Genomic DNA, 20302 nt, shown 5'->3' with positions numbered 1-20302 from the left:
GCTTTTTTTGAATCTGCGCCTCAGGGATCGTCTGGATCGAAGCTCAGACCGCGTTGGGGGCGCTGGGTTTGTAGCCCAGGGCTTGTGAAATCTCCCCTGCGGTCGCCTCCAGCTTCGGCAGCCAGCCCTCGTCCAGGCGATCTGCGGGTGCGGAAATCGAGAGTCCGGCCACCAGGCGCCCTTGGTCGTCATGAATGCCCGCAGCCATGCAGCGCACTCCCAATTCAAGCTCTTCGTTGTCTCGGGCGATGCCGTACTGGCGGGCTTTGGACAGCTCGCGTTCAAGGATGGGGAGTTGCGTGATGCTGTTGCGCGTATGGCCAGCCAGGCCGGTGCGTGTGGCATAAGCTCGGACCTTCTGCGGTTCGTCCACGGCCAGAAACAGCTTTCCGACAGAGGTCAGGTGCAGTGGGGCCCGACCGCCAATGGCTCTGACCACCTGCATGCCCGATCGCTCGCTGTAGGCGCGTTCGACATAAACAATTTCGTCGCCTTGGCGAACGCTGAGGTTGACGGGTTGTTGGATCAGCTTGTGCAATTCACGCATTGGGGCGAGTGCTGCGTCGCGCACGCTGAGACGGGCCTTGACGAGGTTGCCGAGCTCCAGCAGTCGCATGCCCAATCGGTAGTTGCCGGCCTCCGGTCGGTCGACGAAACGGCCCGTTGCCAGGTCATTGAGAATCCGGTGGGTTGTGGAGGGGTGCAGGCCGGTTCTTTCGCTGATTTCCTTGAGCGAAATGGCCTCCTCGCGAGAAGCGAGTACGTCAATGAGGGCAAACATGCGCTCAATGACTTGGATGCTGGGGCTGGTCGGCTGGGTTGTATCTCGTTTTCGCATTGCTAACCATGTTTGTAGTTGTTTTTATTTTACTTGGTGAAATGGTTGTCCGTTCAGCGCGCGGTGTTTCGAATCCAAGTCTGCTCCACCAGGACCTCATGAGGCTGGTACTGAGCCTTGTAGTTCATTTTCGGGCTGGACTTGATCCAGTAGCCCAGGTAGACGTGGGGTAGCGAGAGCGCTTTGGCCTGCTCTATCTGCCACATCACGTTGTACGTGCCGAAACTGCCACCGACGTCGGGGTCGTAGAAGGTGTAGACCGCTGACAGTCCATCGTCCAGCACATCCAAAATGCTGAGCATGCGCAGGGGGCCCGGTGTGTTGGCATCAGCGCCAGGCTCTCGAAACTCGACCAGACGAGAGTTCACCCGGCTCTGCAGCAGAAACTGGGTGTATTGATCCACACTGTCGTGGTCCATGCCGCCACCAGCGTGTCGGCCAGCTTGGTAGCGCAGGTAAAGCTGATAGTGCTCGGCCGAGAAATGCAGCTTCATCACACGGACGTCCAAGTGCCCATGAAGCTTGACGGCTCTGCGCTGACTGCGGTTGGGAGTGAATTCCTGCGCCAGAATCCTCAGCGGTTGGCACTCTCGGCATCCATCGCAGTAGGGGCGGTAAGTGAACATGCCACTGCGCCGGAAGCCCGCAGAGACCAAATCGGAATAAAGGCTGGTTTGGATCAGATGACCCGGCGTCGCGACCTGTGATCGAGCCTGCCTTTCGGGCAAGTAGCTGCACGGGTAGGGTGCTGTTGCGTAGAACTGCAGGGTTTGCAGGGGCAGGTCATTGAGCTGGGTCACGGGTCTTCACCTGAGGCGGCTGACACGATCCCAGTATACGGAATTAAATTGCCAGCTTGGCGGGGCCTTCTCCGTGACCCTGGTGAGCCAGTCGGTGAAGGCCTTGCGTTCGATTTCGTGGGCCCCCATGGAGGCGAGATGCCGGGTGTTTTGCTGGCAGTCGATCCATTCGATGTCGTTGTCCAGACAAAAACCGACCAGGGCGGCCAGTGCCAGCTTGGAGCCATCGGGTATGCGGGTGAACATCGACTCGCCAAACATGGCCCGCCCAAGGTTGATGCCATACAGGCCTGCCTGCAGTTGGCCATCAACCCAGGTCTCCACGCTGTGAGCGATGCCCATCCTGTGGAGCTTGACGTAAGCCTGGATCATGTCTTCGGAGATCCAGGTGCCTTGTTGCTGGGGCCGCGGGCTTTGCGCGCAGGCCCGCATGACAGTTTCAAATTGAGTGTCGAACCGGATTTCGAAGTTGCCTTGAGCAAGCCGCCGTGCAAGGGTTTGCCGCAAGCTGCGCCGCATCCGAAAGCCACTCACAGGCAGCACCATGCGGGGGTCTGGGCTCCACCACAGAATGGGCTGGCCACTGCTGAACCAAGGAAAGATGCCGTGCCTGTAGGCTTGAATCAGGGTGGCTGGACTGAGGTCGGCGCCAGCGGCCAGCAGCCCCGGCAAGGGATCGAGCGGGCCCCAACACTGCTCCACGGGCGGAAACGCCTCACCTGGTGCGAGAAAGGGCAGTTGCGGTGGCTTGTAGGGGGTGTTCACGGAGCTGTCGTTGCTTCATCGCCCCGCGCCTTCAATGCAGCGAGTCATCTTTGATGAGCAGAGCCGAATGGGGCCGGGAGGATGCGTTCAACCCGGTTTCGTCTGGTGCCTATGCTGTGCGTCCTGGAGCGCACTGCGCAATTGTCCCCATTGGTGCAGAGCGGACGCCAGATCCTGCTGTTCCGCGAGGTGCTCCAGGGACTTGGCGAGCAAGGCGCCTTGCTCTTCGGCGAGGGTGTAAAGAACCGTTTTGAGGCTGTGGCCCATTCGGCGCAGGGCCGGTAAATCGTGGCTCTGGCTGGCCAGGTTGCCGGCCTCGATGTCGACACTGAACTGCGTCAGGCAGGCCTGTCGGTACATCAGGAACAACTGTGCATCGCCATTGAAATGGGTCTCGATGGCATGACGTTCAAGGTCGTTCAGAGAGACTGAGGCGCTGGACGCAGAGGACTCGTTGGGTGCGCAGACTTGCGCAGGGGGTTGGCTGCCAAGCCCTTCTTCGACGCAAGTCAGAAGATCCATGACCGAGATGGGTTTCGACAACATGCGCCAAACCCCAAGGGCTTCCAACTGGGTCTTGACATCGGCTGTCAGGCCCGCACTGAACACCACAATCTTGGTTTGCGGGGCGATACCAGGATCTTCGCGCCGCTTTTCAAGCAAGGTGATGCCGGATTCGCCGGGCAGCATCAGGTCGGTGAGGATCAGGTCAAAAGGTGCCTGTTCCAGGTGGCGGAGGCCTTGCTTGACCGTGTCTGTGATCACCAGTTCGGCGCCTATATCTTCCAGGGCAAACTCCACAAAGCGCTGGATGGAGGCGTCGTCTTCAATCAACAAGATGCGAGGCATGCAGCGCTTTCAAGCAATCGATTTGGCTTGACCAGCTCCCGCCGGCAGCACCTGCGCCAAAAGGCCGGGCAGTTCGGCCACCAGCCTGGGCTTGTGAATGACGCGCACGCCCTTCAGAGCAAATGCGTAGGGCGCTCGCTGGGTTTCATCGAGGGAGGTGATGACGATCAACTGGCTGCGGGCAAATTGAGGATGAGACCTCAGGCTGGTGATCAGGGTGGGGCCATCGATGCCGGGAAGCAGGATGTCAACAATCAGGATATCGGGTTGAAACTGGCCGTAGATCGCCAAGCCGGCAATTCCATCGTCGGCCACGCGCAGGTCGACATTGGGGAAGTGCTGCCGGATGAGCATGCTCACCAGGTTCTGGAAATGGGTGCGGTCTTCGATCAACAGGACTCTGGATCCGCCCAGGCTTGGCGCTGTGCGGCCCGTGGAGGGGTCCATCACGGAGCGGTCGGCCTGGCTTCCCGCAGGCTTGCGGGAGGCAATCCAGCGTTCAACGGAGGTGCGAGAAATCCGCCGATGGCCGCCCGGCGTCTTCCAGGCCTCGAGTTCCTCCCTGTCGACCATCAGTTGAACCGATCGAACGGCCATGCCCAGCAGGCCGGCCACCTCGAGGGTTGTGTAGTGATCGCGTGTGGAATTTTCTTCTTGGGTCATGATGCGCTGTATTTTGGCACGACTGCTGTAAAAAAAGACTTGACAAATGATAAAAATAATTTATATGATATGCATATCTTGTCGAAAATCAGCTTCTCGGGCGATTTTTGAATTATCGCGAGGTACTGCATGAAAAAGATACTGATCGTCGACGACCACGCGGATATTCGCAAGCTGTTGCGAATGACGATGGAGTTTGTGGCGTACGAAATATTTGAGGCGGCCGACGGGCAGGCCGGCCTCAACATGGCCGAGGAACTGCGTCCTGACCTGGTGCTGCTCGATGTGATGATGCCTGGGGGCATTGATGGTCTGGAGGTCTGCCGGCGTATCAAGGCCAATCCCCAATTGACGGGTTCCAAGGTCATCTTGTTGACCGCTCGCGGGCAAAGCGAAGACCGTGCGGCGGGTTTTGAAGCTGGTGCTGACGAGTACCTGGTAAAGCCGTTCAGCCTGTTGCAATTGATCGAAACCATCAACAAGCTTGAGGAGGCTTCCTCATGATGGCTCTTGCGGGGTGACCCGGCAGGTGACCGGAAATGGGGGCGCAGCCAGCGTTGTGTGAGATTGTGGCTTGTGCCTGTGATGTGCCAGGCGAGTCTCTCGCCTGAGTGGCGGGGCGGTGGTCGATACCAGGAGTAGATCATGTTGCATCGGTTTCTGGCCGCTTGGGTCTTGGGCATCGGGCTTTCGATGGCCTGGCCCGGTGTGATGGCTGGTAGCGTCCATGAGCGCGTGCAGGCGAGCAAGACCATTCGTGTCTGCATTTGGCCAGACTATTACGGCGTCACCTACCGCAATCCGCGTACCCAGCAGCTGGTGGGTATCGATATTGATTTGGCCCAAGAGTTGGCGGCTGATCTGTCGGTGAAAGTCGAGTTTGTTGATTCAAGCTTTGCTTCCCTGGTGCCTGACGTATTGGGTGACCGCTGCGATATTGCCATGTTTGCGGTGGCCATGCTGGCGCAACGCATGCAGCATCTCAGATTCACCAGGCCCTATTTGCGCAGCGATATATATGCCATCACCACACGGTCCAGTGCTGCCATCAAACAGTGGGCCGACATTGATCGGCCTGGCATCTTGGTTGGGACCCAGGCCGGAACCTTCATGGAGCCTGTGATGGCGGCCACGCTCAAGCAGGCAAGGCTCGTCAGCATCAAGCCGCCTCAGACCCGCGAACGGGAGTTGGAGGCGGGGCGTATCGATGTCTTCATGACGGACTATCCTTACAGCCGCCGATTATTGGACAACGCCGATTGGGCCACTTTGATTTCTCCGCCCAAGCCGTTTCATGTCATGCCCTATGGCTATGCAGTCAAGCCAGGAGATGAGAGTTGGTATTCTGCGGTGGATGATTTTGTTGCCCGTATCCAAAAGGATGGTCGTCTTGAGACCCATGCCAAGCGGCATGGTTTGGCTTCCATGGTAGTTCAGCCCTGACGGGCGGATGGGTTCGGTTCACATGCGCCAGGAATCTTCTTTGAAATCGTCGTCAGCTCAATGGTTGTCGAGCCAGTTGGCGCTGTTCACGGGTGTGCTGTTTGCATTGCTGTTGTTGATGGCCATTGTCTGGATGTCTTGGCGTGGCCACCAGCAGGTGGTGGAGCAGGATTTGCGTCAGCAGGAGCTGTATGCACGGGTGATCGAAGACCATGCCAGCCGATCCTTTGATGCCGTGGCCGTGGTGCAAAACTCGCTGGCGGAGACGGTCTTGCTGCAGGATTCGCTGGCTGATTTGCCTCATTTGAGCCACCAACTGACGCAGGTCCTCAGTGGTGTGCCTTTTGTTCGTTCGATTGCGGTTCTGGATGCACAAGGCCAGGTGTTGGTCAGTTCATCGGCCAGCGAGGTCCGGCGGCAGGTGAACCTTTCCTTGTTGGGGCCACGCCCTGCACGTGGGCAGACTTTGTTGGGCCCTTTGATCCGTGGGCGCAGCCTGATTGATTTTGAGGTGGGGGCGTCCCGTGCCGAATTGCGCTCGGGTATCAACAGTTTGCCCATGCTGTATGGCTTTGCATTGGCGGGGGGGCAGCCGATGTTGGTGGTGGCCTTGGTCAATCCAGATGCGCTGGTGAATTTTCAGCGCCAGGTGATCGGCGACAACCCGTTGTCGGTGCTCGTGGCAAGCTACACCGGGCTGTTGTTGACAAGCACAGTCGACATGATCGACGCCCCCGGCTTGAGTTTGGCTCAGCACAGCCTTTTCAGTGAGCGCCAGGTGGCGCGGGAACATGGCAGCTACCGGGAGCACTCGGCTGCAGGCGAGGATACCTTGGTGGCCTTTCGAGCCTCCAGGGCTTGGCCGCTGGTGGTTTTGGTTGAGCAGGCCCAGGCCGCATCCACTCAGCGGTGGCTGGCGCGGGCGCGTCCCGTGTTGGTGGCGGGCTTGGTGGTGGTGTTCATGCTGTTGGGCATGGCCGTTGTCCTGTATCGCAGCTTGCGGGCACGGGAACGTTCCAGGGTCTTGTTTGATCGGGCGCGGGACCAGGTGGTGCGCAGCGAGCGCGAATTGAGCGTGCTGCTGCGAAGCCTGCAAGAGTTGATTTTTCGCACCGATGCCTCGGGCGTGGTGACCTATGTGAACGCCAGGTGGGCGGCGCTGCTCGGGGCGCAGGCGCATCAGGCGCTGGGTCGCAGCGTGCTGGATGTTCTGGTGCCTGAGCGCCCCACCGACCGCACCACCTTGTTCGCGCTGGATCATTTGGATGGTGTGCGCCATTGCCGGGCCTCCACCGTGGGCGCAGACGGGCGCACCCGTCATTTCGAGTTGGCCGTGGTTCCCTTGTTGGTGGATGGTCGGATCACTGCATTTGCCGGCAGCGCGGTGGACATCACTGAGTTGCTTGAGACTCAACGCCAGTTGCAAATGCAGTTGTCCTTGATTGGCTTGATGCTTGAAATCAGTCCCGAGCCCACTTCGATGGCGGATGAGTTGGGGCGTTTGGTGATGGTGAACAAGGCTTGGGAGCAGTTCAAGGGGCTGGACCGTGGTCAGGTGATCGGCAAGCGCTTTGCCGATTTTTTGCCGGCCAGTGAAGCTCAATTGCACGAGCACTCTGAGGCGCAACTGGTTCGGCAGGGGGGCGAGATTCGGTTTGAGTCGCGCATCTCGCGTTACGACATGGGCATGCGGGATGTCTTGATCAGCAAGGTGATGGTTCCGGGCGAGTCGGGCGCCTTGATCGGAGTGCTGACGGTGCTCACCGATGTGACCGAGTTCCGCGAGGCGGAGCGCGCCATCCGTGAGGCCCGCGATGTGGCCGAAGAGGCATCGCGCTCCAAATCAGAGTTTGTGGCCAACATCAGCCATGAATTGCGCACCCCCCTGCAATCGATCATCGGTTTCTCTGAATTGGGGGTGATGCGGGGCAAAGGCAGCGATCGCATCGTTGCCATGTTCCATGACATCAATGCCTCGGGCCAGCGGATGCTGGCATTGGTCAATGACCTGTTGGATGTCTCCAAGATCGAAAGCACCGTGGGTACCTTTCACTTGGAAAGCGTGGACCTGCGCTCCTTGATCAGGCCTGTCGCGCGTGAAATGGGGCCATTGCTGGCACGCAAGAACCTCTCTCTCGACATGGACTTGTCGGAACTGCCCCTGGTGGCGCGGGCGGATCCTTTGCGCTTTCAGCAGGTGATACGCAACGTGTTGGCCAACGCGGTCAAATTTTCACCCAATGATCAGACCGTTGCGCTGGCTGCGCAGATGGGGGATGCCGGTGAGATCCACATCGTCGTGCGCGACCACGGCCCGGGCATTCCAGAGGCGGAGCTGGAGAAAATCTTTGAAGCTTTCGTCCAATCTAGCAAGACCAAGAATGGCTCGGGCGGGACGGGGCTTGGTCTTGCCATCTGTCGCAAGATTGTCGAAGGCCATGGCGGGCGAATTCGAGCCTGCAATGTGGCGGAAGGCGGTGCCGAGTTTCACATCTATTTTCCGGCCCGAGCCGGGGGCACTGAAAGCCAGCCCATGCCCTTGAATTGAAAAGGAGGCTGCCCAATCGCTGCGCACCCTGTGGGTTGCTGCGACAGAAAAAGAAAAAAAGTCTTGCGGGCATTTGCCTGCAAGACCTTTGAATGGCTCCTCGACCTGGGCTCGAACCAGGGACCTACGGATTAACAGTCCGGCGCTCTACCGACTGAGCTATCGAGGAATGTCGGATACCGTCTCAACAAGACTGCATGGGCAGCACTTGGATCATCAGAAAACTAGCAATGAAACTTGGCTCCTCGACCTGGGCTCGAACCAGGGACCTACGGATTAACAGTCCGGCGCTCTACCGACTGAGCTATCGAGGAACAAGACTTAGATTATATACACAAAAATTGGGCCTTGAGAACTCAGAAGCTGGTTTTCATCGTCAGACGCAAAGTTCTTGCTGCGCCGGGGTACAGATAGAGGTGACCGTAGCTGGTCGGCGACTCCCGCCAGTAGCGGCGGTCGAACAGATTGGTCACGCCCAGGGTCCAGACGGTGCGGGTGTCTGCCGAGAGCTTTTGCTGAAAGCTCAGCAAGGCGTCGACACGGGTCCAGGAGGGCAGCGAAACCTGCTCGGCGCTGTTGTCGATCACCTTGCGTGGCCCTTCGTGGCTGATGCCGCCTCCCACGCTCAGGCCCGGGATCTGGGCCACCGAGTAGTCGGCCCGCAGTCGCAACACACGCGAAGGCACGTTGCTGGGTGTGTGACCATTGATGCTGGCATCCGCACTGTCGCGCACTGCACGCAGCCACATGCCGCTGCCACCCAGACGCCAGGCGCCGAGGCGCAGGTCGCCCGACAACTCCAGCCCCTGATGATGGGCATCGCCGTCAAAGCTCTGGATGCGGCAATCGGTGGGGCTGTTGGGGCAAAGCTGGGCCGCGCTGCTGCCACCGGCCAACTGGGTCTCATACAGGGCAGGGCGGCGGATGTCGAAGTAGTTCAGCTGCCAGGCACCCTGGGCCAGGGCTTGCTTGAACCCGATCTCCTTCTGAGTGCTGACCGCCACCGGGATGGCCGAGCCTGCGTTGGCGTAGTAGGGGCGATTGGGCGCCACGGCCGATTCCGTGCCGCGCCCCCAACTGCCGTAAAGCGACAGTCCTGAGCCCAGGTCGTAGCTGGCGCCCAGCCAGGGGCTGTTGAAGCTTTGCCTGTAGCGGGTTTCCTGCCCGCCGTCTGTCTGGATGTTGTGTCGATCCAGCTCGGTGTGACGCAGGCCTGCCCAGGTCACGAAGCGGGGAGTCCAACGCGCCATGTCTTGTACGAACAACTCGGTCGAGTACTCATCCCGGTTGGTGTTGGGCGTGATGAATGCGAGCGGCGGATTCGGGCTGGGGATGCTGGTCTGACCATCCGTGGTGGCCTGGCCTACGGGGGCTGAGCCATCGGCCTGAAAGCCGAAGCGGTTGTTCAGCACACTGCGCAGCAGGCCGGTGCTGACCTGGTGCTGCACACCGCCCCAGCGCAGATTGCCCTGCAGTTTGAATTGAGCCGCTTGTTGCGTGCGGCGTTCGTTGTTGCTCTCAAACTGGTAGATGTCGGCCAGCCCCACATTGGCCTTGCCGGTGCTGCTCGACGGGCAGTACCGGTCGGCATAGTAGGCGCCGCTGACCGGGTCGCTGCAACCAAAGGGGTAGGCCAGGCGGTCGTTGCTCTTGAGCTTTTGGCGGCCGTATTGCGCCTGCCAGCTCCAGGCCTGGTTGATCTGCTGATCGACCCGCAGTGTGCCGGTGAGGTTGTCAAAATTGTTCGGCTTGGACCAGGGCTGGTTGTTCAGATTGACGTTCGGATTGCCCACTGCGGGCAACTGACTGCCCAGCAGGCTTTGCCCGGGTACGCTGGCCTGGGTCTGGCTGCTCCATTCGAATTCGCCCGCCACCAAGGTGTCTCGGCTGACCCGCGCGTCGAGCGCCAGTGCGAACAGGTCGCGGTGCCCATTGGTGGCATCGATCAGCGGGCGCATGTCCTCGTGGGCGATGTTGAGCCGATAGCCAATCACCTTGTTGTCGGTTCTGCCGCCCAGATCCAGGGCCAGCAGACGGCTGCCACGTTCGCTGAGCCCCAGGGTCAATTCACGCAGAGGCGTTTCGGTGGGACGCTTCACCACGTAGTTGACCAAGCCACCAGGGGCGCTGGTCCCAGCCTGGATGCCGCTGGTGCCCTTCAGGATTTCGATGCGTTCCTTGTTGTCGAGCGGGATCACAGTCTCTGCACTGATCGGCAGGCCTTCACGCCGGTAGTTGTAGGTCTGGTTGAGCGTGTAGCCGCGGATGCTCAGGAAATCCCAATACCCCGGTGCGTTGTAGCCATCGGTGACGGAAGCGTCGAGCGTGGTCAGGTCAGCCAGCCTGCGTGCGCCCAGGGCATCCAGTTGCTCCCGGCCGATGACGGTGACCGAGGCAGGGACTTCGCGTACCGGCACATCCCCGAAGCCGGTCACGTCGGCCACCGGGGCAGATGTCCGGTCGTTGACGACCACAGGCTGGAGGCTGGCGTCCTGTGCCCAGGCCACTGGGCTCATCAACAGCAAAGCGGCAACGGCACAAGGGGTCATGGAGTGGGTGGGGGAACGATGTCGGCAGGTCATGGCGTTGTTTCCGTGATCCTGGCGCAAAGCAGTCGGGTGGCAGCGCGCACAAGCATGGGCGATGCTGCGGCTGGCACGGCGGGCTTCCCTGCGCGAGGATGATCTCGGGCCTGCAAAATAAAAGAATTTCACAGGCACATTCAGGTTCAAAGGGACTCTCTCAGTCCAGGCATCACTGCCCGGGCACCCCTAGCGGTCTTGCCGTCTATGACGGCGAAGTGACGGGATTGTAACGGGCAGGTCAATCGGGCATGAAAAAGCCCGCACGATGGTGGGCTGTAAGCGGGCAGGGTGGCTCAGTTTGGCGGTCGGTCAGTGGGTATCGGGTTGCCCCAGGTGCGCAGGTAACCTTTGCCCTTCAAAAATGATCGGTAGAAGTTCACCGCCACCGACTGGGCCTCCCGAGCGACGGTGTCGCCCATCGCGACGACCTGGCCGTCGTCGGCGATCACGGCCAGCTTGGCCGGGCGGCCGCCGACGGTCACAGGCAGGCCCCCGGCCGTGACGGTGCTGAAGACCACGTTTTCGATTCGTCCAGTTTTTTGGTCACCGATCATTTCATGCACCGTCCTTTCCGCAACGGAGATTCAAAGCCCACACCTTCGGTCGCACCTAGATGAGCCGTGTCGACAGCATGCCCACCACAGGCCTGGCCTGGTTGACGCCGCATGCCCCGCCGCCCAGGTCACAGAACATGTGGAAGTGTCGGTTGGACTTGGTGATCATTGGGTAACGCCTTTCTGCTTGGCCCCGCACCCGAGCCGCTCCTCAACGACAGCTTGGTTGAACTGCTTGACCAAGGCGTCAATTGGGTTGTTCGGGAACAACTCTTCCCGGGTGGCCTGCAATTCGCGTAGCAGGTGGCTCGGACCGATGAGGGCGCGCAACACGGTTCGCAGTGCCACTGCATCAACTGTGACTGTGGTCTCAGGGACCCTCTTTTGAGTTGACTTCACCATCATCTCCACCCCCCACATCGAAAACTGAGCCACCCCCACCAAACCACCAACCCGGCCTGCATGGCCACCGATGCAAAGGCGATTCATTCAAGCATCAGCCTTCTTTGCCCGCGAGCTTCGATGAGCTATCAGTTCGTCGAGCAGTTGAACAAGAAGGCCGTCATCGTAGAGCGGCTATGCCGCGTGCTGGGCGTCAGCCGTTCGGGCTACTACGGCGCCCGTCAGCGCGCCAAGCTCGCGCCCAGAGCCTGCTTGGTTAGCGCGCAATTGAAGGCCGAGTTCGCCGCCAGCGGCAAGGTCTATGGCAGCTGTCGCCTTGGCGCCGAGCTGCGTGCTCAGGGGCTGTACATTGGGCGCCACCGAGTGCGACGTTTGATGCGCGAGAACAGGCTGCGTGCTCTGTGGCGGCGCGAGTTCCTCCACACCACCGGCAGCGGGCATGCGCTGCCGGTCTCAGACAACCTGCTGGCGCGGCGCTTCAACCCGAGCGGCCCAAACCAGGCCTGGGTGAGCGACATCACCTATATCAGCGCCCGCAGCGGCTGGCTGTACCTGGCGGTGATGCTGGACCTGTACGCCCGCAAAGTCGTGGGCTGGGCAATGGCTCTGACCATGCACGCCGAATTGGTCTGCGCGGCGCTGCAATTGGCCATCGCGAAGCGCCAACCTGCGCCTGGGCTGATCGTGCATTCAGACAGAGGCAGTCAGTACGCCAGCGCGTTACACCAAGCGCTACTGGCCCGACACGGCTTGGTAGGCAGCATGAGCCGCAAGGGCAACTGTTGGGACAACGCGGTGATGGAGCGCTTCTTCCTGAGCCTCAAGACGGAGCGCGTTTGGTAGCGCGACTATGCCAACCACGGCGAGGCGATGACTGACATCGCCGACTACATCGTTGGCTTCTACAACAGCGTGCGACTGCATTCCAAACTGGGCAACTTGCCACCCAATGCTTTCGAGCAGCAATCGGCAATCAAACAACCTATCGCTGTGTCCGAAAAACTGGACCAGCGCAAACCGATCAGGACGCACTACCACCCTCTACCCCTTGATCGGCCATGATCTGCAGCCTGGCGGCATCTACGCGCCTGCATTGACCCTATTCAAGCCGACCTGACACCCCGGACACCCCCGTCGCAAGCCCAAGCCCGTCAGTCCCCCCGGCACGCGGTCGAGACCCCGCCGAGCCCTTTGTCTTAATGGACCTCTTTTGACGGCACTGCCGACCCTGGGCAGCGTAAGGCCTGGTGCGGCCCCGCGTCCGATTTTTGGTGCCGGCCGAATGACGGGATTTCACGATTTTTTACGCTGGGTCGGTGGAGTTTGCTGGCTCCCTGGTGCTCGGGGGGGAGCTTGCCAGCCCATTGTCTGGAAGATGCGCTGCACGGTGTTCTTGTTGAAGCTAAGCAGACCACTGGGCGCCCTTGAGTACTCGATCCCCTTTAATGAGATCACAAGCTCGGCGGTAGCCGTAAGCGATGGACCGTGTCCTGTCATTCAAGGGACCGTTTCAGATGACGCCACTAACCAACACTAGGCCGAGAATGGTTGCGGCTGGATATTGCCTGCAATTCAGTCCTATTTGGCGGTTCGTATTGCCCTATCATCAAAACAAATTCACACAATTGAGAGTTTTCTTCACCATGCTGCATCATACAAAACGTTGCCTTGCCCTTCTCAAGTTCTCAGTTATCTCTGCGTTGCTGGCGGTCGCCTTGGCCCCAACCGCCAACGCGGGTACTGCTACTGCCTCAGGGAATTGGGTCGCCGCCACGCCAACGCAGACCCTAACTCCAGAAATTCCGACCCCTGCCGGTACTCAAAAAACAACCTTCACTGGCCCTGCATCTGGGCCCTATGGATACACCCTTCTACCTTTCACTGTCGATCAGTCAGGCACGTACTCGGCTGCGGTGACTGTCAATGGATCGGTGCACACGTCTTGGTTCTTGTCGGGCTTGTTCACGCCGAATTCCGCTGTACTTGCTACGCCGCTGAGCAATTTTTTTGCAGGTATCTTCTCGAGCACGACGCCTGGGACTGGCAACTTCACATCATTGAATCTGGTCGCTGGTCAGCAGTACACTTGGTTGATTGCCTATGGCACCACCCCAGGAGGTCTTAACTATTCAGCAACTTTGACTGGCCCAGGCTGCATCGCCATGGGAACCAACACGTGCAGCGCCGTCGCCGTGCCAACGCTTTCGACATGGGGGATCGCAGCCCTTATCAGTATGCTGGCAGTAGGTAGTTTTCTCACTCTGCGACGCAACCAGTCTTGAGCCTCGTTCGGGACGAAACCAGTCATCCGTCCAATTGAACGCAGCCACTAGGCCTCGGAGGCTGACAAGATCCGGTGGAGTTGGAGTTGACCCTGGAGTTGCCCCGATTCCGTGGACGGTTTCTGGTTTGATTCTCAAACCGTTTCGGATGTTGCCTCGGTATGCACATGGGCCTCTTCGACAAAATCAAAGAGGGCTTCGTTGCTCCTTTCAAAGTTCAGGGGTGAGAGGTATCCCAGGGCGCTGTGACGGCGCCTTGGGTTGTACCAGCCTTCAATCCAGGTGAAGACCGCCATGCGCGCCTGCGCCTTGCTCTGAAAGGTGTTGCGCTCAATGAGTTCGCCTTCCAGGCTGGCAAAGAAGCTCTCAGCCATCGCGTTGTCATAGGCATCGCCCACCGTTCTCGTCGAGGGCCGCACCTGCATTTACCGACATCGCTCACCAAAGGCCAGTCTGGTGTACTGACTGCCCTGGTCGCTGTGGTGTATGACGCCCTTGGGTTTACGCTGCTCTAGCCCCATGTCCAACGCTGCGAGCACAAGGTCTGCTGTCATGCGCTTACCCATGGCCCAGCCCATTACCCGCCGACTCCAGACATCGATGACGACAGCTAGATAGAGAAAGCCCATCCAGGTCGGCACGTAGGTCATGTCAGCCACCCACAACTGGTTCGGTCCCGTTGCATGGAACCGCCGGTTGACCAGGTCATGGGCCCGGGTCTGCCGTTTGTCGCGACGGGTGGTAACGATGAAGCCTATGCGCTTGCTGATACCGTGGATGCCGGCTTCTCGCATGAGACGGGCTACGCGATGGCGACTGATACACACGCCTTGTTCAATGAGTTCGGCCCGCACCCGGGGCAGGCCGTAGGACTCGTAGGAGTCCCGATGAATCTGGCGAATGCGCTCGGTCATCAATCAGGTTCAAAGGGACTCTCTCAGTCCGGGAGGCAGAGCCTCCGGGACACCCCTAGCGGCCTCGCAGGCAGTGTGACTGCGAGATGACGGCATTGTAAACAGGCCGTCAAGCTTCGGCCGCAGATCCCTTCATGGCCTGCATCAATGCCTGGGCTTCGGCTTGGGGATCGTTGGCGGCCAGGACGGCTCGCACCACGGCCACGCTGCCGACCCCGCTGGGCAGGACCTCGGCCAGGCGATCGCGATCGATGCCACCGATGGCCACCAGGGGATAGGGGGGCTGCTGGCGGCGCAGCAGATCGGCGTAGGCCATCAGGCGGGCAACGCCCTGCGGTGCCGTGGCCATCGCTTTCAAGGTGGTGGGGTAGACCGCACCCATGGCGATGTAACTTGGACGCACCTGATCGGCCAACACCATTTCGGCATACCCGTGGGTGCTGACCCCCAGGCGCACACCGGCGTTGCGCAGGGTGGCCAGGTGGGCCTCGCCCAACTCTGCGAGGTCTTCCTGCCCCAGGTGGATGCCCCAGGCGCCTTCCTCCAGGGCGATCTGCCAGTGGTCATTGATGAAAAGCCGAACATCGGTGCCCCGGACGGCCGCCAAGGCGGCCTTGATCTCAGATCGCACCGCGGCCGGGTCTTGCGACTTGAAGCGCAACTGCAAGGTCGGGATGCCCATGTGGGCCAGACGCGCGATCCAGTTCGCGTCTGGCGCCACCACATAGAGCCCCAGTGCGCGGGGGCAGGGTGCAAAGGTCGGCAGGTCGGCGGGGTAGCGGCCCAGGCCGAAATCCTGCGGCTGGTCGGGCCAGCTCAGGTCGTCGGTGCGTCCGGTGCGTTCTTCGCGCGCCTGCCAGGCCCGGGCCAGGCAGGTGGCATCGACGTCAATGAAGCCCAGCGCCCGGCAGGCGCGCCAGGCGGCTTGTTGGACGCCGGGCAGGGAGGGTGTTTCAGAGATCGCAGGCAGGATCCCGGGGCCACCAAAACGGGCTTGGTGCTTACTCAGGATGGCCTGGGCCAGCAGTTCAGGGTGGGTGGCGCGTGTCATGGTGCCGCTCCGCAGTGGTGCCAGAAGGGGGTTCCCAGCACCGGGGTGCTGGGTTGTGCGTTGTCCTGGGCCTGCATGGTGCCGGCCAAATGGGCCAGGCGCCCGGCGCTCACGGCCTTGGCGAAGGCATCGGCCATTTGCACCGGCTCTTGCGCCAGGGCCACCGCGGTGTTCAGCAACACAGCGTCAAACCCCCACTCCATCACAGTGCAGGCGTGCGATGGCCGGCCCAGGCCAGCGTCGACGATCAGTGGAACATCGAGGCGTTCACGCAGGGTTTGCAGGGCGCTTGGGTTGATCGGGCCCTTGCCGGTGCCTATGGGGGCAGCCCAGGGCATCACGGCCTGACACCCAACGTCGACCAGGCGTTGGCACAGCACGAGGTCGTCGGTGCAGTAGGGCAGCACGCGAAAGCCATCGCGTATCAATTGCTCGGCCACCGGCACCAGGTTCAGTGTGTCGGGTTGCAGGGTGTAGTCGTCGCCGATCAGCTCCAGTTTGATCCAGTCGGTCTCAAACACCTCACGGGCCATCTGGGCCGTGGTGATGGCTTCCTCGGGGGTGTGGCAGCCGGCCGTATTGGGTAACACCGGCACACCCAGGGTCTGGAGCAGGCGCCAGAACTCGTTGTCCTGGGTGGTGCCCACGCCAGTGCTGGCCTGGCGGCGCAGCGAGGCTGTCAGCATCGCCGGCCGTGCCAGGCGCACGGCGGCTTCCAGGGTGGCTGGTGAGGGGTAGCGGGCCGTGCCCAGCATCAGCCGGCTCTCAAATGACTGGCCATACAGAATCAGGGGATCATGGGGTGGGGTGCTGGGTGCGCTCATGGCTCATCCTCCGGTGACTGGGGTGATCACTTCAACGCGGTCGCCTGCCTGCAAGTGGGTTTGGGCATAGGTTGACCGCGGGACGAAGCGTGTGTTGATCGCCACCGCATACGGTGGCGTGAAGCCCTGGCTGCACAGCAGTTCGGCCAGGGTGCAGTCCTGCGGGATCTGCACGGGACGTTGATTGATTTCGATGTCCATGGGCTCAGATGGCTTCTGTCAGGGGGGGCTGTGAGGGGGCCGGCTCTTCCAGCGTCACACCCAGGCGCTCGGCCAGTGTGCTGTCGCCTTGGGTGAGCCAGGCCATGGCGACATCGGCCATGGCCGGCGAGATCATGAAGCCGTGCCGGTACAGGCCGTTGATCTGCACCGAGCGTGGCCCGCAACGCCGCATGCGTGGCAGGTTGTCGGGCAGGGTGGGACGGCACTGGGTGTTGAGCTCCAGGATGCGTGCCTCGGCAAACCCGGGGTGCACCGTGTAGGCGGCGCTCAGCAGCTCGAGGGTGGAGCGCACGCTGGCCGGGCTGTTGTCGTCGCTTTCGATCTCGGTGGCCCCTACCACGAACACATGGTCGGGTTTGGGGGCGATGTAGATCGGGTAGCGGGGATGGATTAAGCGGGTGGGGCGCGCCAGGCTCACCTCCGGCGCATGCAGCCGTATCACCTCGCCGCGCACGGCCCGCAGGCCCGGCCATTGAGGGCGCGCACCCATGCCCCGGCAGTCGATGACGAAGCTGTCTTCATCCCGCTCGAAGGTTGCCGGTGTCTGAGGGCTGTTCCAGTGCATCCGGGCGCCTTCTGCTTGCAACTCGATCAGCAGGGCTTGCAACAGGCCCCGGTTGTCCAGCTGTCCTTCACCAGGCAGCAGCAGGCCCTGATGAAAGCGCTGGGCGAGGGCGGGCTCCTGCTGGGCGACGCCGAGGGCATCCAGCGTCTGCAGTGGAGGGAGTCCAGGCACCCGATCCTGGGTGGAGCGCAGCAGGCCTTCGAAGCGAGCGGCTTCGGCGCGATCCTGCCGGTGCCAGACGATCAATGTGCCCGCACGCTGAAAGAAGACTGGATGGCGCAATTGTCCCAACAGCACCGGCCAGCGCTCCAGCGCGTACTGCCCCATGCGCACCACGCAAGGCTCGGTGATGGCTGACTCTGCCAAGGGGGCCAGCATGGCCGCCGCCACGCGGGCAGCAGCGCCATCGGCATCGGGACCTGCGGCGTCATGCAGCGAGACCGGGTGGCCCGCGCGCAGCATTTGCAGCCCCAGCATGCGGCCCATCAGTCCCGCCCCCAGGATGACGACCTTCTGGTGACGTCGGATCAGCATGGCAGCACGCCACCAGTCAGCATGGCGGCAGGGCAGGGTGGTGTCGATCGGGACGGTGGGACGTTTGGCGAAGTCGCGTTGGGGCGAGTGCCTGGGGCGTTCTGAGAGGGCATGTCGTCGGTCCTTTACCTGTTACCTGGATGCAGGGGTTGAGGACGAAACGAGGCCACGCGTCGTTGATGTTTGAAACTTCCCACGCCAGCATGATCTGGATCGGGTCATGAGGGTCTTTCTCAGCCAGGTCAAAGTTACCGCAGTGCTGTTGGCACCGCATGAACATCCGACAGGCACCCCTGTTTCATCCGCGGTCGGATTATGCAACGTGTCGTTGCCCTTCAGTCCGGGAGCACAGTCCTCAGCCATCCAATCAGGATCTGCGGTCGCCATAATCGGCCACTTTCGGCCCTGTCCCTATCCGTTCCATGACTTCTGAGACCTCCATCGCTTCCGCCCCTGCCAGCTCCGCCCAGATCCAGGCCTGCCGATATCCACGGGTATTGAGCATCGCGGGATCCGACAGCGGTGGTGGCGCTGGTATCCAGGCCGACCTCAAGACCATCGCCGCCCACGGCTGCTACGGCATGACGGCCATCACCGCACTGACAGCGCAAAACACACAGGGTGTGCGCGCCGTGCACCCGGTGCCGGTGGCGCATCTGATTCAGGAGATCGATGCCGTGGCCGAAGACATCGGCGTAGACGCTGTCAAGACGGGCATGCTGGCGACACCTGATGTGGTGCATGCGGTGGTGGCGGCCATCCGTCGCCATGCTTGGACGCAAGTGGTGGTGGACCCTGTGATGGTGGCCACCAGCGGTGACCTGTTGATGGCGGAAGAGACGGTATCCGTGATGGTGGAAACACTGTTCCCGTGTGCCACGTTGATCACCCCCAACCTCGATGAGGCCGAATGCCTGCTTGGGCAACGCATCACGCAGGTGGAGCAATTGCTGCCCGCCGCCCAGCGTCTGATCGGGCTGGGCGCCCGGGCCGTGTTGCTCAAAGGAGGCCATCTGCCGGGCAATGAGGTGGTTGATCTGCTCTTGACGGCTGATGGCGAGCACCTGCACCTGGCCTGCCCACGCGTTGCCAGTGTCAACGTGCACGGCACGGGCTGCACCCTGTCGGCTGCCATTGCCTGTGAGTTGGCCTTGGGCTTGCCCCTGCCCCAGGCCGTTCGAGCCGCCAGGTCCTACATCCTTCAAGCCATTGAGGCGGGCGCCTCCGTCAAGACCGGACGGGGTCATGGTCCTCTGAACCACGGATTTTCGCCGCTGCCCATGCGCCGCCTCGGTATCTGATCGACCTCATCCTGGGGTCTTTGGCTTGCTGCAGGGTCGCGGATGGGCTTGTCGTAAGCTGGACGTAATGATGTTTTTCGACGTATCAGTTGCATCGGGTGTGGATATTCGACATGCCGTTGATGTGATTTACAGATCCTTTGGATGTCATTTTTTCCATATGTGTGCGAAATTCACGCTGCCCCTGTTTTAAATACTTTCGTATTGATTCAAATATTCACATAGCAATCTGCGGCCTTCTCCTACATTGGCGGCCAAGGCGCACTACTAAGATTACACACGCAACAAATGGTTTTGTGAGTGTGACCACTGAGTTGTGTTGTCAATGTTTATTGCAAAGAAGGCTTGTCTATGTTTTTGAATATCAGTCGTCCGGTCTCGGGTTCTTTCATCACGAAATTCCTGCTGGTTTTCATGTTGGCAGGCTTTCATTCTTTGAATTGGGCTCAGCCAGTTCATAAATCCAATGAACCCACCGCGAACATCAAGGTCTCCCCTGTCAAGGTGCGACTCGATCAATACAAAGTGGTTACTCTGGAGAATGGAAAAGAAACCCTGGTGGATGCTCCATCCATCAAGCCGGGGGACGTGATTGAATACCGTGCCACCTACACCAATCAGGATGGCAAGCCCGTGACGGGCCTGCAAGCCATCCTGCCCATCCCCGAGGGCATGGAATACCTCCCCAAAACTGCTCGTCCCGGCCCGGGCAAGGCCCTGGCGGCCACGGCCAGCGGTGCGTTTGCACCCGAACCCCTGACGCGGCAGGTGCGCGTCAATGGCCGTGTTCAGGTCGAACCTGTCCCCTACGTGCAGTACCGCTCGCTCAAGTGGGACTTGGGCCAATTGGCCCCTGGCGCCACTCAAACTGTGTCTGCGCGCGCGCAACTTGAATCCTTCAAGTCAGCGTTGAAAAATGATTCGGGTCAGACCGCATCCGGCATTCGTCAATAACCCCATCATGGATTGATCGGGTTCATAACCCGTTGATCAATCCAGCACACCTCATCTTCATGGGCCGAGTGGTCGGCGTGTGGATGTCCCCTACCTGCTGCATTTAATCGGCTGCAGGGCTTTTTCTTCAAATCGGCTTTGGTTCAAGGTTTCTGGGTGATTTATTAGTCGCCATGGATTCTTACGCTCCTGTGAAATAGGGCGGACC

Annotated in this window: 19 protein-coding genes, 2 tRNA genes, 2 pseudogenes and 1 riboswitch; of the genes and pseudogenes, 7 read left to right on the top strand and 16 right to left on the bottom strand. The window is 60.7% G+C overall.

The features are described 5' to 3' along the window. Positions 1 to 43: 43 nt before the first annotated feature. The 5 genes from L880_RS0109120 to L880_RS0109100 all read right to left on the bottom strand — a co-directional run bounded on the left by L880_RS0109120 (position 44) and on the right by L880_RS0109100 (position 3915). A complete protein-coding gene (locus tag L880_RS0109120) occupies positions 44 to 781 on the bottom strand; it encodes an IclR family transcriptional regulator (RefSeq protein ID WP_245615046.1) in 738 nt (245 codons plus the stop codon). 110 nt (positions 782 to 891) lie between these two features. Continuing rightward, positions 892 to 1638, bottom strand: coding sequence for an arginyltransferase (locus tag L880_RS0109115; protein ID WP_027475417.1), 747 nt, complete (start codon positions 1636 to 1638; stop codon positions 892 to 894). A gap of 6 nt (positions 1639 to 1644) precedes the next feature. Then, a complete protein-coding gene (gene aat / locus L880_RS0109110; protein ID WP_425389176.1) occupies positions 1645 to 2340 on the bottom strand; it encodes a leucyl/phenylalanyl-tRNA--protein transferase in 696 nt (231 codons plus the stop codon). A 150-nt stretch (positions 2341 to 2490) separates the two neighbouring features. Beyond that, the gene (locus L880_RS32085) at positions 2491 to 3252 is read right to left on the bottom strand and encodes a response regulator (protein ID WP_051443196.1); all 762 of its coding nucleotides are present in this window, start codon (positions 3250 to 3252) and stop codon (positions 2491 to 2493) included. A 9-nt stretch (positions 3253 to 3261) separates the two neighbouring features. Next, a complete protein-coding gene (locus tag L880_RS0109100) occupies positions 3262 to 3915 on the bottom strand; it encodes a response regulator (protein WP_027475415.1) in 654 nt (217 codons plus the stop codon). Positions 3916 to 4044: 129 nt separating this feature from the next. On the opposite strand from L880_RS0109100, the gene L880_RS0109095 reads away from it, so the two are divergent. Beyond that, positions 4045 to 4419: a response regulator transcription factor gene (locus tag L880_RS0109095; RefSeq protein ID WP_027475414.1), complete on the top strand. Its 375-nt coding sequence runs from the start codon at positions 4045 to 4047 to the stop codon at positions 4417 to 4419. 141 nt (positions 4420 to 4560) lie between these two features. Continuing rightward, entirely contained in the window at positions 4561 to 5358 is a 798-nt protein-coding gene (locus tag L880_RS0109090; protein ID WP_043329011.1) for an ABC transporter substrate-binding protein, read from the top strand. 52 nt (positions 5359 to 5410) lie between these two features. On the opposite strand, the gene L880_RS35580 is transcribed toward L880_RS0109090, so the two are convergent. Further along, complete coding sequence (locus L880_RS35580) at positions 5411 to 5572, bottom strand: hypothetical protein (protein WP_157462747.1); 162 nt, start codon at positions 5570 to 5572, stop codon at positions 5411 to 5413. A 57-nt stretch (positions 5573 to 5629) separates the two neighbouring features. On the opposite strand from L880_RS35580, the gene L880_RS0109085 reads away from it, so the two are divergent. After that, positions 5630 to 7906, top strand: a complete 2277-nt coding sequence (locus L880_RS0109085; RefSeq protein WP_157462745.1) for a PAS domain-containing sensor histidine kinase — start codon at positions 5630 to 5632, stop codon at positions 7904 to 7906. A gap of 93 nt (positions 7907 to 7999) precedes the next feature. Here L880_RS0109085 and L880_RS0109080 read toward each other — a convergent pair. The 5 genes from L880_RS0109080 to L880_RS36030 form a co-directional block, all read right to left on the bottom strand. Continuing rightward, a tRNA-Asn gene (locus L880_RS0109080) sits at positions 8000 to 8075 on the bottom strand. A 69-nt stretch (positions 8076 to 8144) separates the two neighbouring features. After that, positions 8145 to 8220, bottom strand: a tRNA-Asn gene (locus L880_RS0109075). 42 nt (positions 8221 to 8262) lie between these two features. After that, positions 8263 to 10488, bottom strand: a complete 2226-nt coding sequence (locus L880_RS0109070) for a TonB-dependent siderophore receptor (RefSeq protein ID WP_027475411.1) — start codon at positions 10486 to 10488, stop codon at positions 8263 to 8265. Positions 10489 to 10784: 296 nt separating this feature from the next. Then, complete coding sequence (locus L880_RS0109065; RefSeq protein ID WP_027475410.1) at positions 10785 to 11045, bottom strand: hypothetical protein; 261 nt, start codon at positions 11043 to 11045, stop codon at positions 10785 to 10787. Positions 11046 to 11210: 165 nt separating this feature from the next. Then, complete coding sequence (locus tag L880_RS36030; RefSeq protein WP_169737743.1) at positions 11211 to 11534, bottom strand: hypothetical protein; 324 nt, start codon at positions 11532 to 11534, stop codon at positions 11211 to 11213. Here L880_RS36030 and L880_RS32080 point away from each other — a divergent pair. Both L880_RS32080 and L880_RS35570 read left to right on the top strand, forming a co-directional pair. Then, positions 11508 to 12419, top strand: a pseudogene (locus tag L880_RS32080) (IS3 family transposase); the annotation flags it as partial. The gene L880_RS36030 and the pseudogene L880_RS32080 sit on opposite strands and share 27 nt — an antisense overlap. A 506-nt stretch (positions 12420 to 12925) precedes the next feature. Continuing rightward, positions 12926 to 13729, top strand: a complete 804-nt coding sequence (locus L880_RS35570; protein WP_157462740.1) for a hypothetical protein — start codon at positions 12926 to 12928, stop codon at positions 13727 to 13729. Between the two features lie 134 nt (positions 13730 to 13863). On the opposite strand, the pseudogene L880_RS32070 reads toward L880_RS35570, so the two are convergent. From L880_RS32070 to L880_RS0109020, 5 genes and pseudogenes are all read right to left on the bottom strand, one after another. Continuing rightward, positions 13864 to 14646, bottom strand: a pseudogene (locus L880_RS32070) (IS3 family transposase); the annotation flags it as partial. A gap of 106 nt (positions 14647 to 14752) precedes the next feature. Then, the gene (locus L880_RS0109035; protein ID WP_027475408.1) at positions 14753 to 15694 is read right to left on the bottom strand and encodes a thiamine phosphate synthase; all 942 of its coding nucleotides are present in this window, start codon (positions 15692 to 15694) and stop codon (positions 14753 to 14755) included. Further along, positions 15691 to 16518, bottom strand: a complete 828-nt coding sequence (locus L880_RS0109030) for a thiazole synthase (RefSeq protein ID WP_027475407.1) — start codon at positions 16516 to 16518, stop codon at positions 15691 to 15693. Before L880_RS0109030 ends, L880_RS0109035 begins: the two co-directional genes overlap by 4 nt. Before the next feature lie 3 nt (positions 16519 to 16521). After that, positions 16522 to 16719 carry a sulfur carrier protein ThiS gene (thiS, locus tag L880_RS0109025; protein WP_027475406.1) on the bottom strand — a complete coding sequence of 66 codons (198 nt, stop codon included), beginning with the start codon at positions 16717 to 16719 and terminating at the stop codon, positions 16522 to 16524. A 4-nt stretch (positions 16720 to 16723) separates the two neighbouring features. Next, positions 16724 to 17839, bottom strand: coding sequence for an FAD-dependent oxidoreductase (locus L880_RS0109020; protein WP_027475405.1), 1116 nt, complete (start codon positions 17837 to 17839; stop codon positions 16724 to 16726). A gap of 173 nt (positions 17840 to 18012) precedes the next feature. Beyond that, positions 18013 to 18144, bottom strand: a riboswitch (TPP riboswitch). Between the two features lie 117 nt (positions 18145 to 18261). Here L880_RS0109020 and thiD point away from each other — a divergent pair. Beyond that, a complete protein-coding gene (thiD, locus tag L880_RS0109015; RefSeq protein ID WP_043329006.1) occupies positions 18262 to 19140 on the top strand; it encodes a bifunctional hydroxymethylpyrimidine kinase/phosphomethylpyrimidine kinase in 879 nt (292 codons plus the stop codon). 351 nt (positions 19141 to 19491) lie between these two features. Then, positions 19492 to 20094 (top strand): DUF11 domain-containing protein, encoded by a 603-nt coding sequence (locus L880_RS32065; protein WP_084461164.1) that lies wholly within the window; start codon positions 19492 to 19494, stop codon positions 20092 to 20094. Positions 20095 to 20302 lie beyond the last annotated feature (208 nt).

Origin of the sequence: Curvibacter gracilis ATCC BAA-807, from assembly GCF_000518645.1 — a bacterium.
In the GTDB taxonomy this organism is placed as follows: domain Bacteria; phylum Pseudomonadota; class Gammaproteobacteria; order Burkholderiales; family Burkholderiaceae_C; genus Curvibacter; species Curvibacter gracilis.
Note: the sequence above shows the minus strand (reverse complement) of the source record. Positions and strands in the feature narration are given on the sequence as shown.

Excerpts from the sequence above, each read along its gene's own strand:
- L880_RS0109120 (WP_245615046.1), bottom strand. The coding sequence starts at position 781 with ATGTTTGCCCTCATTGACGTACTCGCTTCTCGCGAGGAGGCCATTTCG.
- L880_RS32085 (WP_051443196.1), bottom strand. The coding sequence starts at position 3,252 with ATGCCTCGCATCTTGTTGATTGAAGACGACGCCTCCATCCAGCGCTTT.
- L880_RS0109100 (WP_027475415.1), bottom strand. The coding sequence starts at position 3,915 with ATGACCCAAGAAGAAAATTCCACACGCGATCACTACACAACCCTCGAG.
- L880_RS0109095 (WP_027475414.1), top strand. The coding sequence starts at position 4,045 with ATGAAAAAGATACTGATCGTCGACGACCACGCGGATATTCGCAAGCTG.
- L880_RS0109090 (WP_043329011.1), top strand. The coding sequence starts at position 4,561 with ATGTTGCATCGGTTTCTGGCCGCTTGGGTCTTGGGCATCGGGCTTTCG.
- L880_RS35580 (WP_157462747.1), bottom strand. The coding sequence starts at position 5,572 with ATGGTCTTCGATCACCCGTGCATACAGCTCCTGCTGACGCAAATCCTG.
- L880_RS0109070 (WP_027475411.1), bottom strand. The coding sequence starts at position 10,488 with ATGACCTGCCGACATCGTTCCCCCACCCACTCCATGACCCCTTGTGCC.
- L880_RS0109065 (WP_027475410.1), bottom strand. The coding sequence starts at position 11,045 with ATGATCGGTGACCAAAAAACTGGACGAATCGAAAACGTGGTCTTCAGC.
- L880_RS36030 (WP_169737743.1), bottom strand. The coding sequence starts at position 11,534 with ATGAATCGCCTTTGCATCGGTGGCCATGCAGGCCGGGTTGGTGGTTTG.
- L880_RS35570 (WP_157462740.1), top strand. The coding sequence starts at position 12,926 with ATGGACCGTGTCCTGTCATTCAAGGGACCGTTTCAGATGACGCCACTA.
- L880_RS0109035 (WP_027475408.1), bottom strand. The coding sequence starts at position 15,694 with ATGACACGCGCCACCCACCCTGAACTGCTGGCCCAGGCCATCCTGAGT.
- L880_RS0109030 (WP_027475407.1), bottom strand. The coding sequence starts at position 16,518 with ATGAGCGCACCCAGCACCCCACCCCATGATCCCCTGATTCTGTATGGC.
- thiS (WP_027475406.1), bottom strand. The coding sequence starts at position 16,719 with ATGGACATCGAAATCAATCAACGTCCCGTGCAGATCCCGCAGGACTGC.
- L880_RS0109020 (WP_027475405.1), bottom strand. The coding sequence starts at position 17,839 with ATGCTGATCCGACGTCACCAGAAGGTCGTCATCCTGGGGGCGGGACTG.
- thiD (WP_043329006.1), top strand. The coding sequence starts at position 18,262 with ATGACTTCTGAGACCTCCATCGCTTCCGCCCCTGCCAGCTCCGCCCAG.
- L880_RS32065 (WP_084461164.1), top strand. The coding sequence starts at position 19,492 with ATGTTTTTGAATATCAGTCGTCCGGTCTCGGGTTCTTTCATCACGAAA.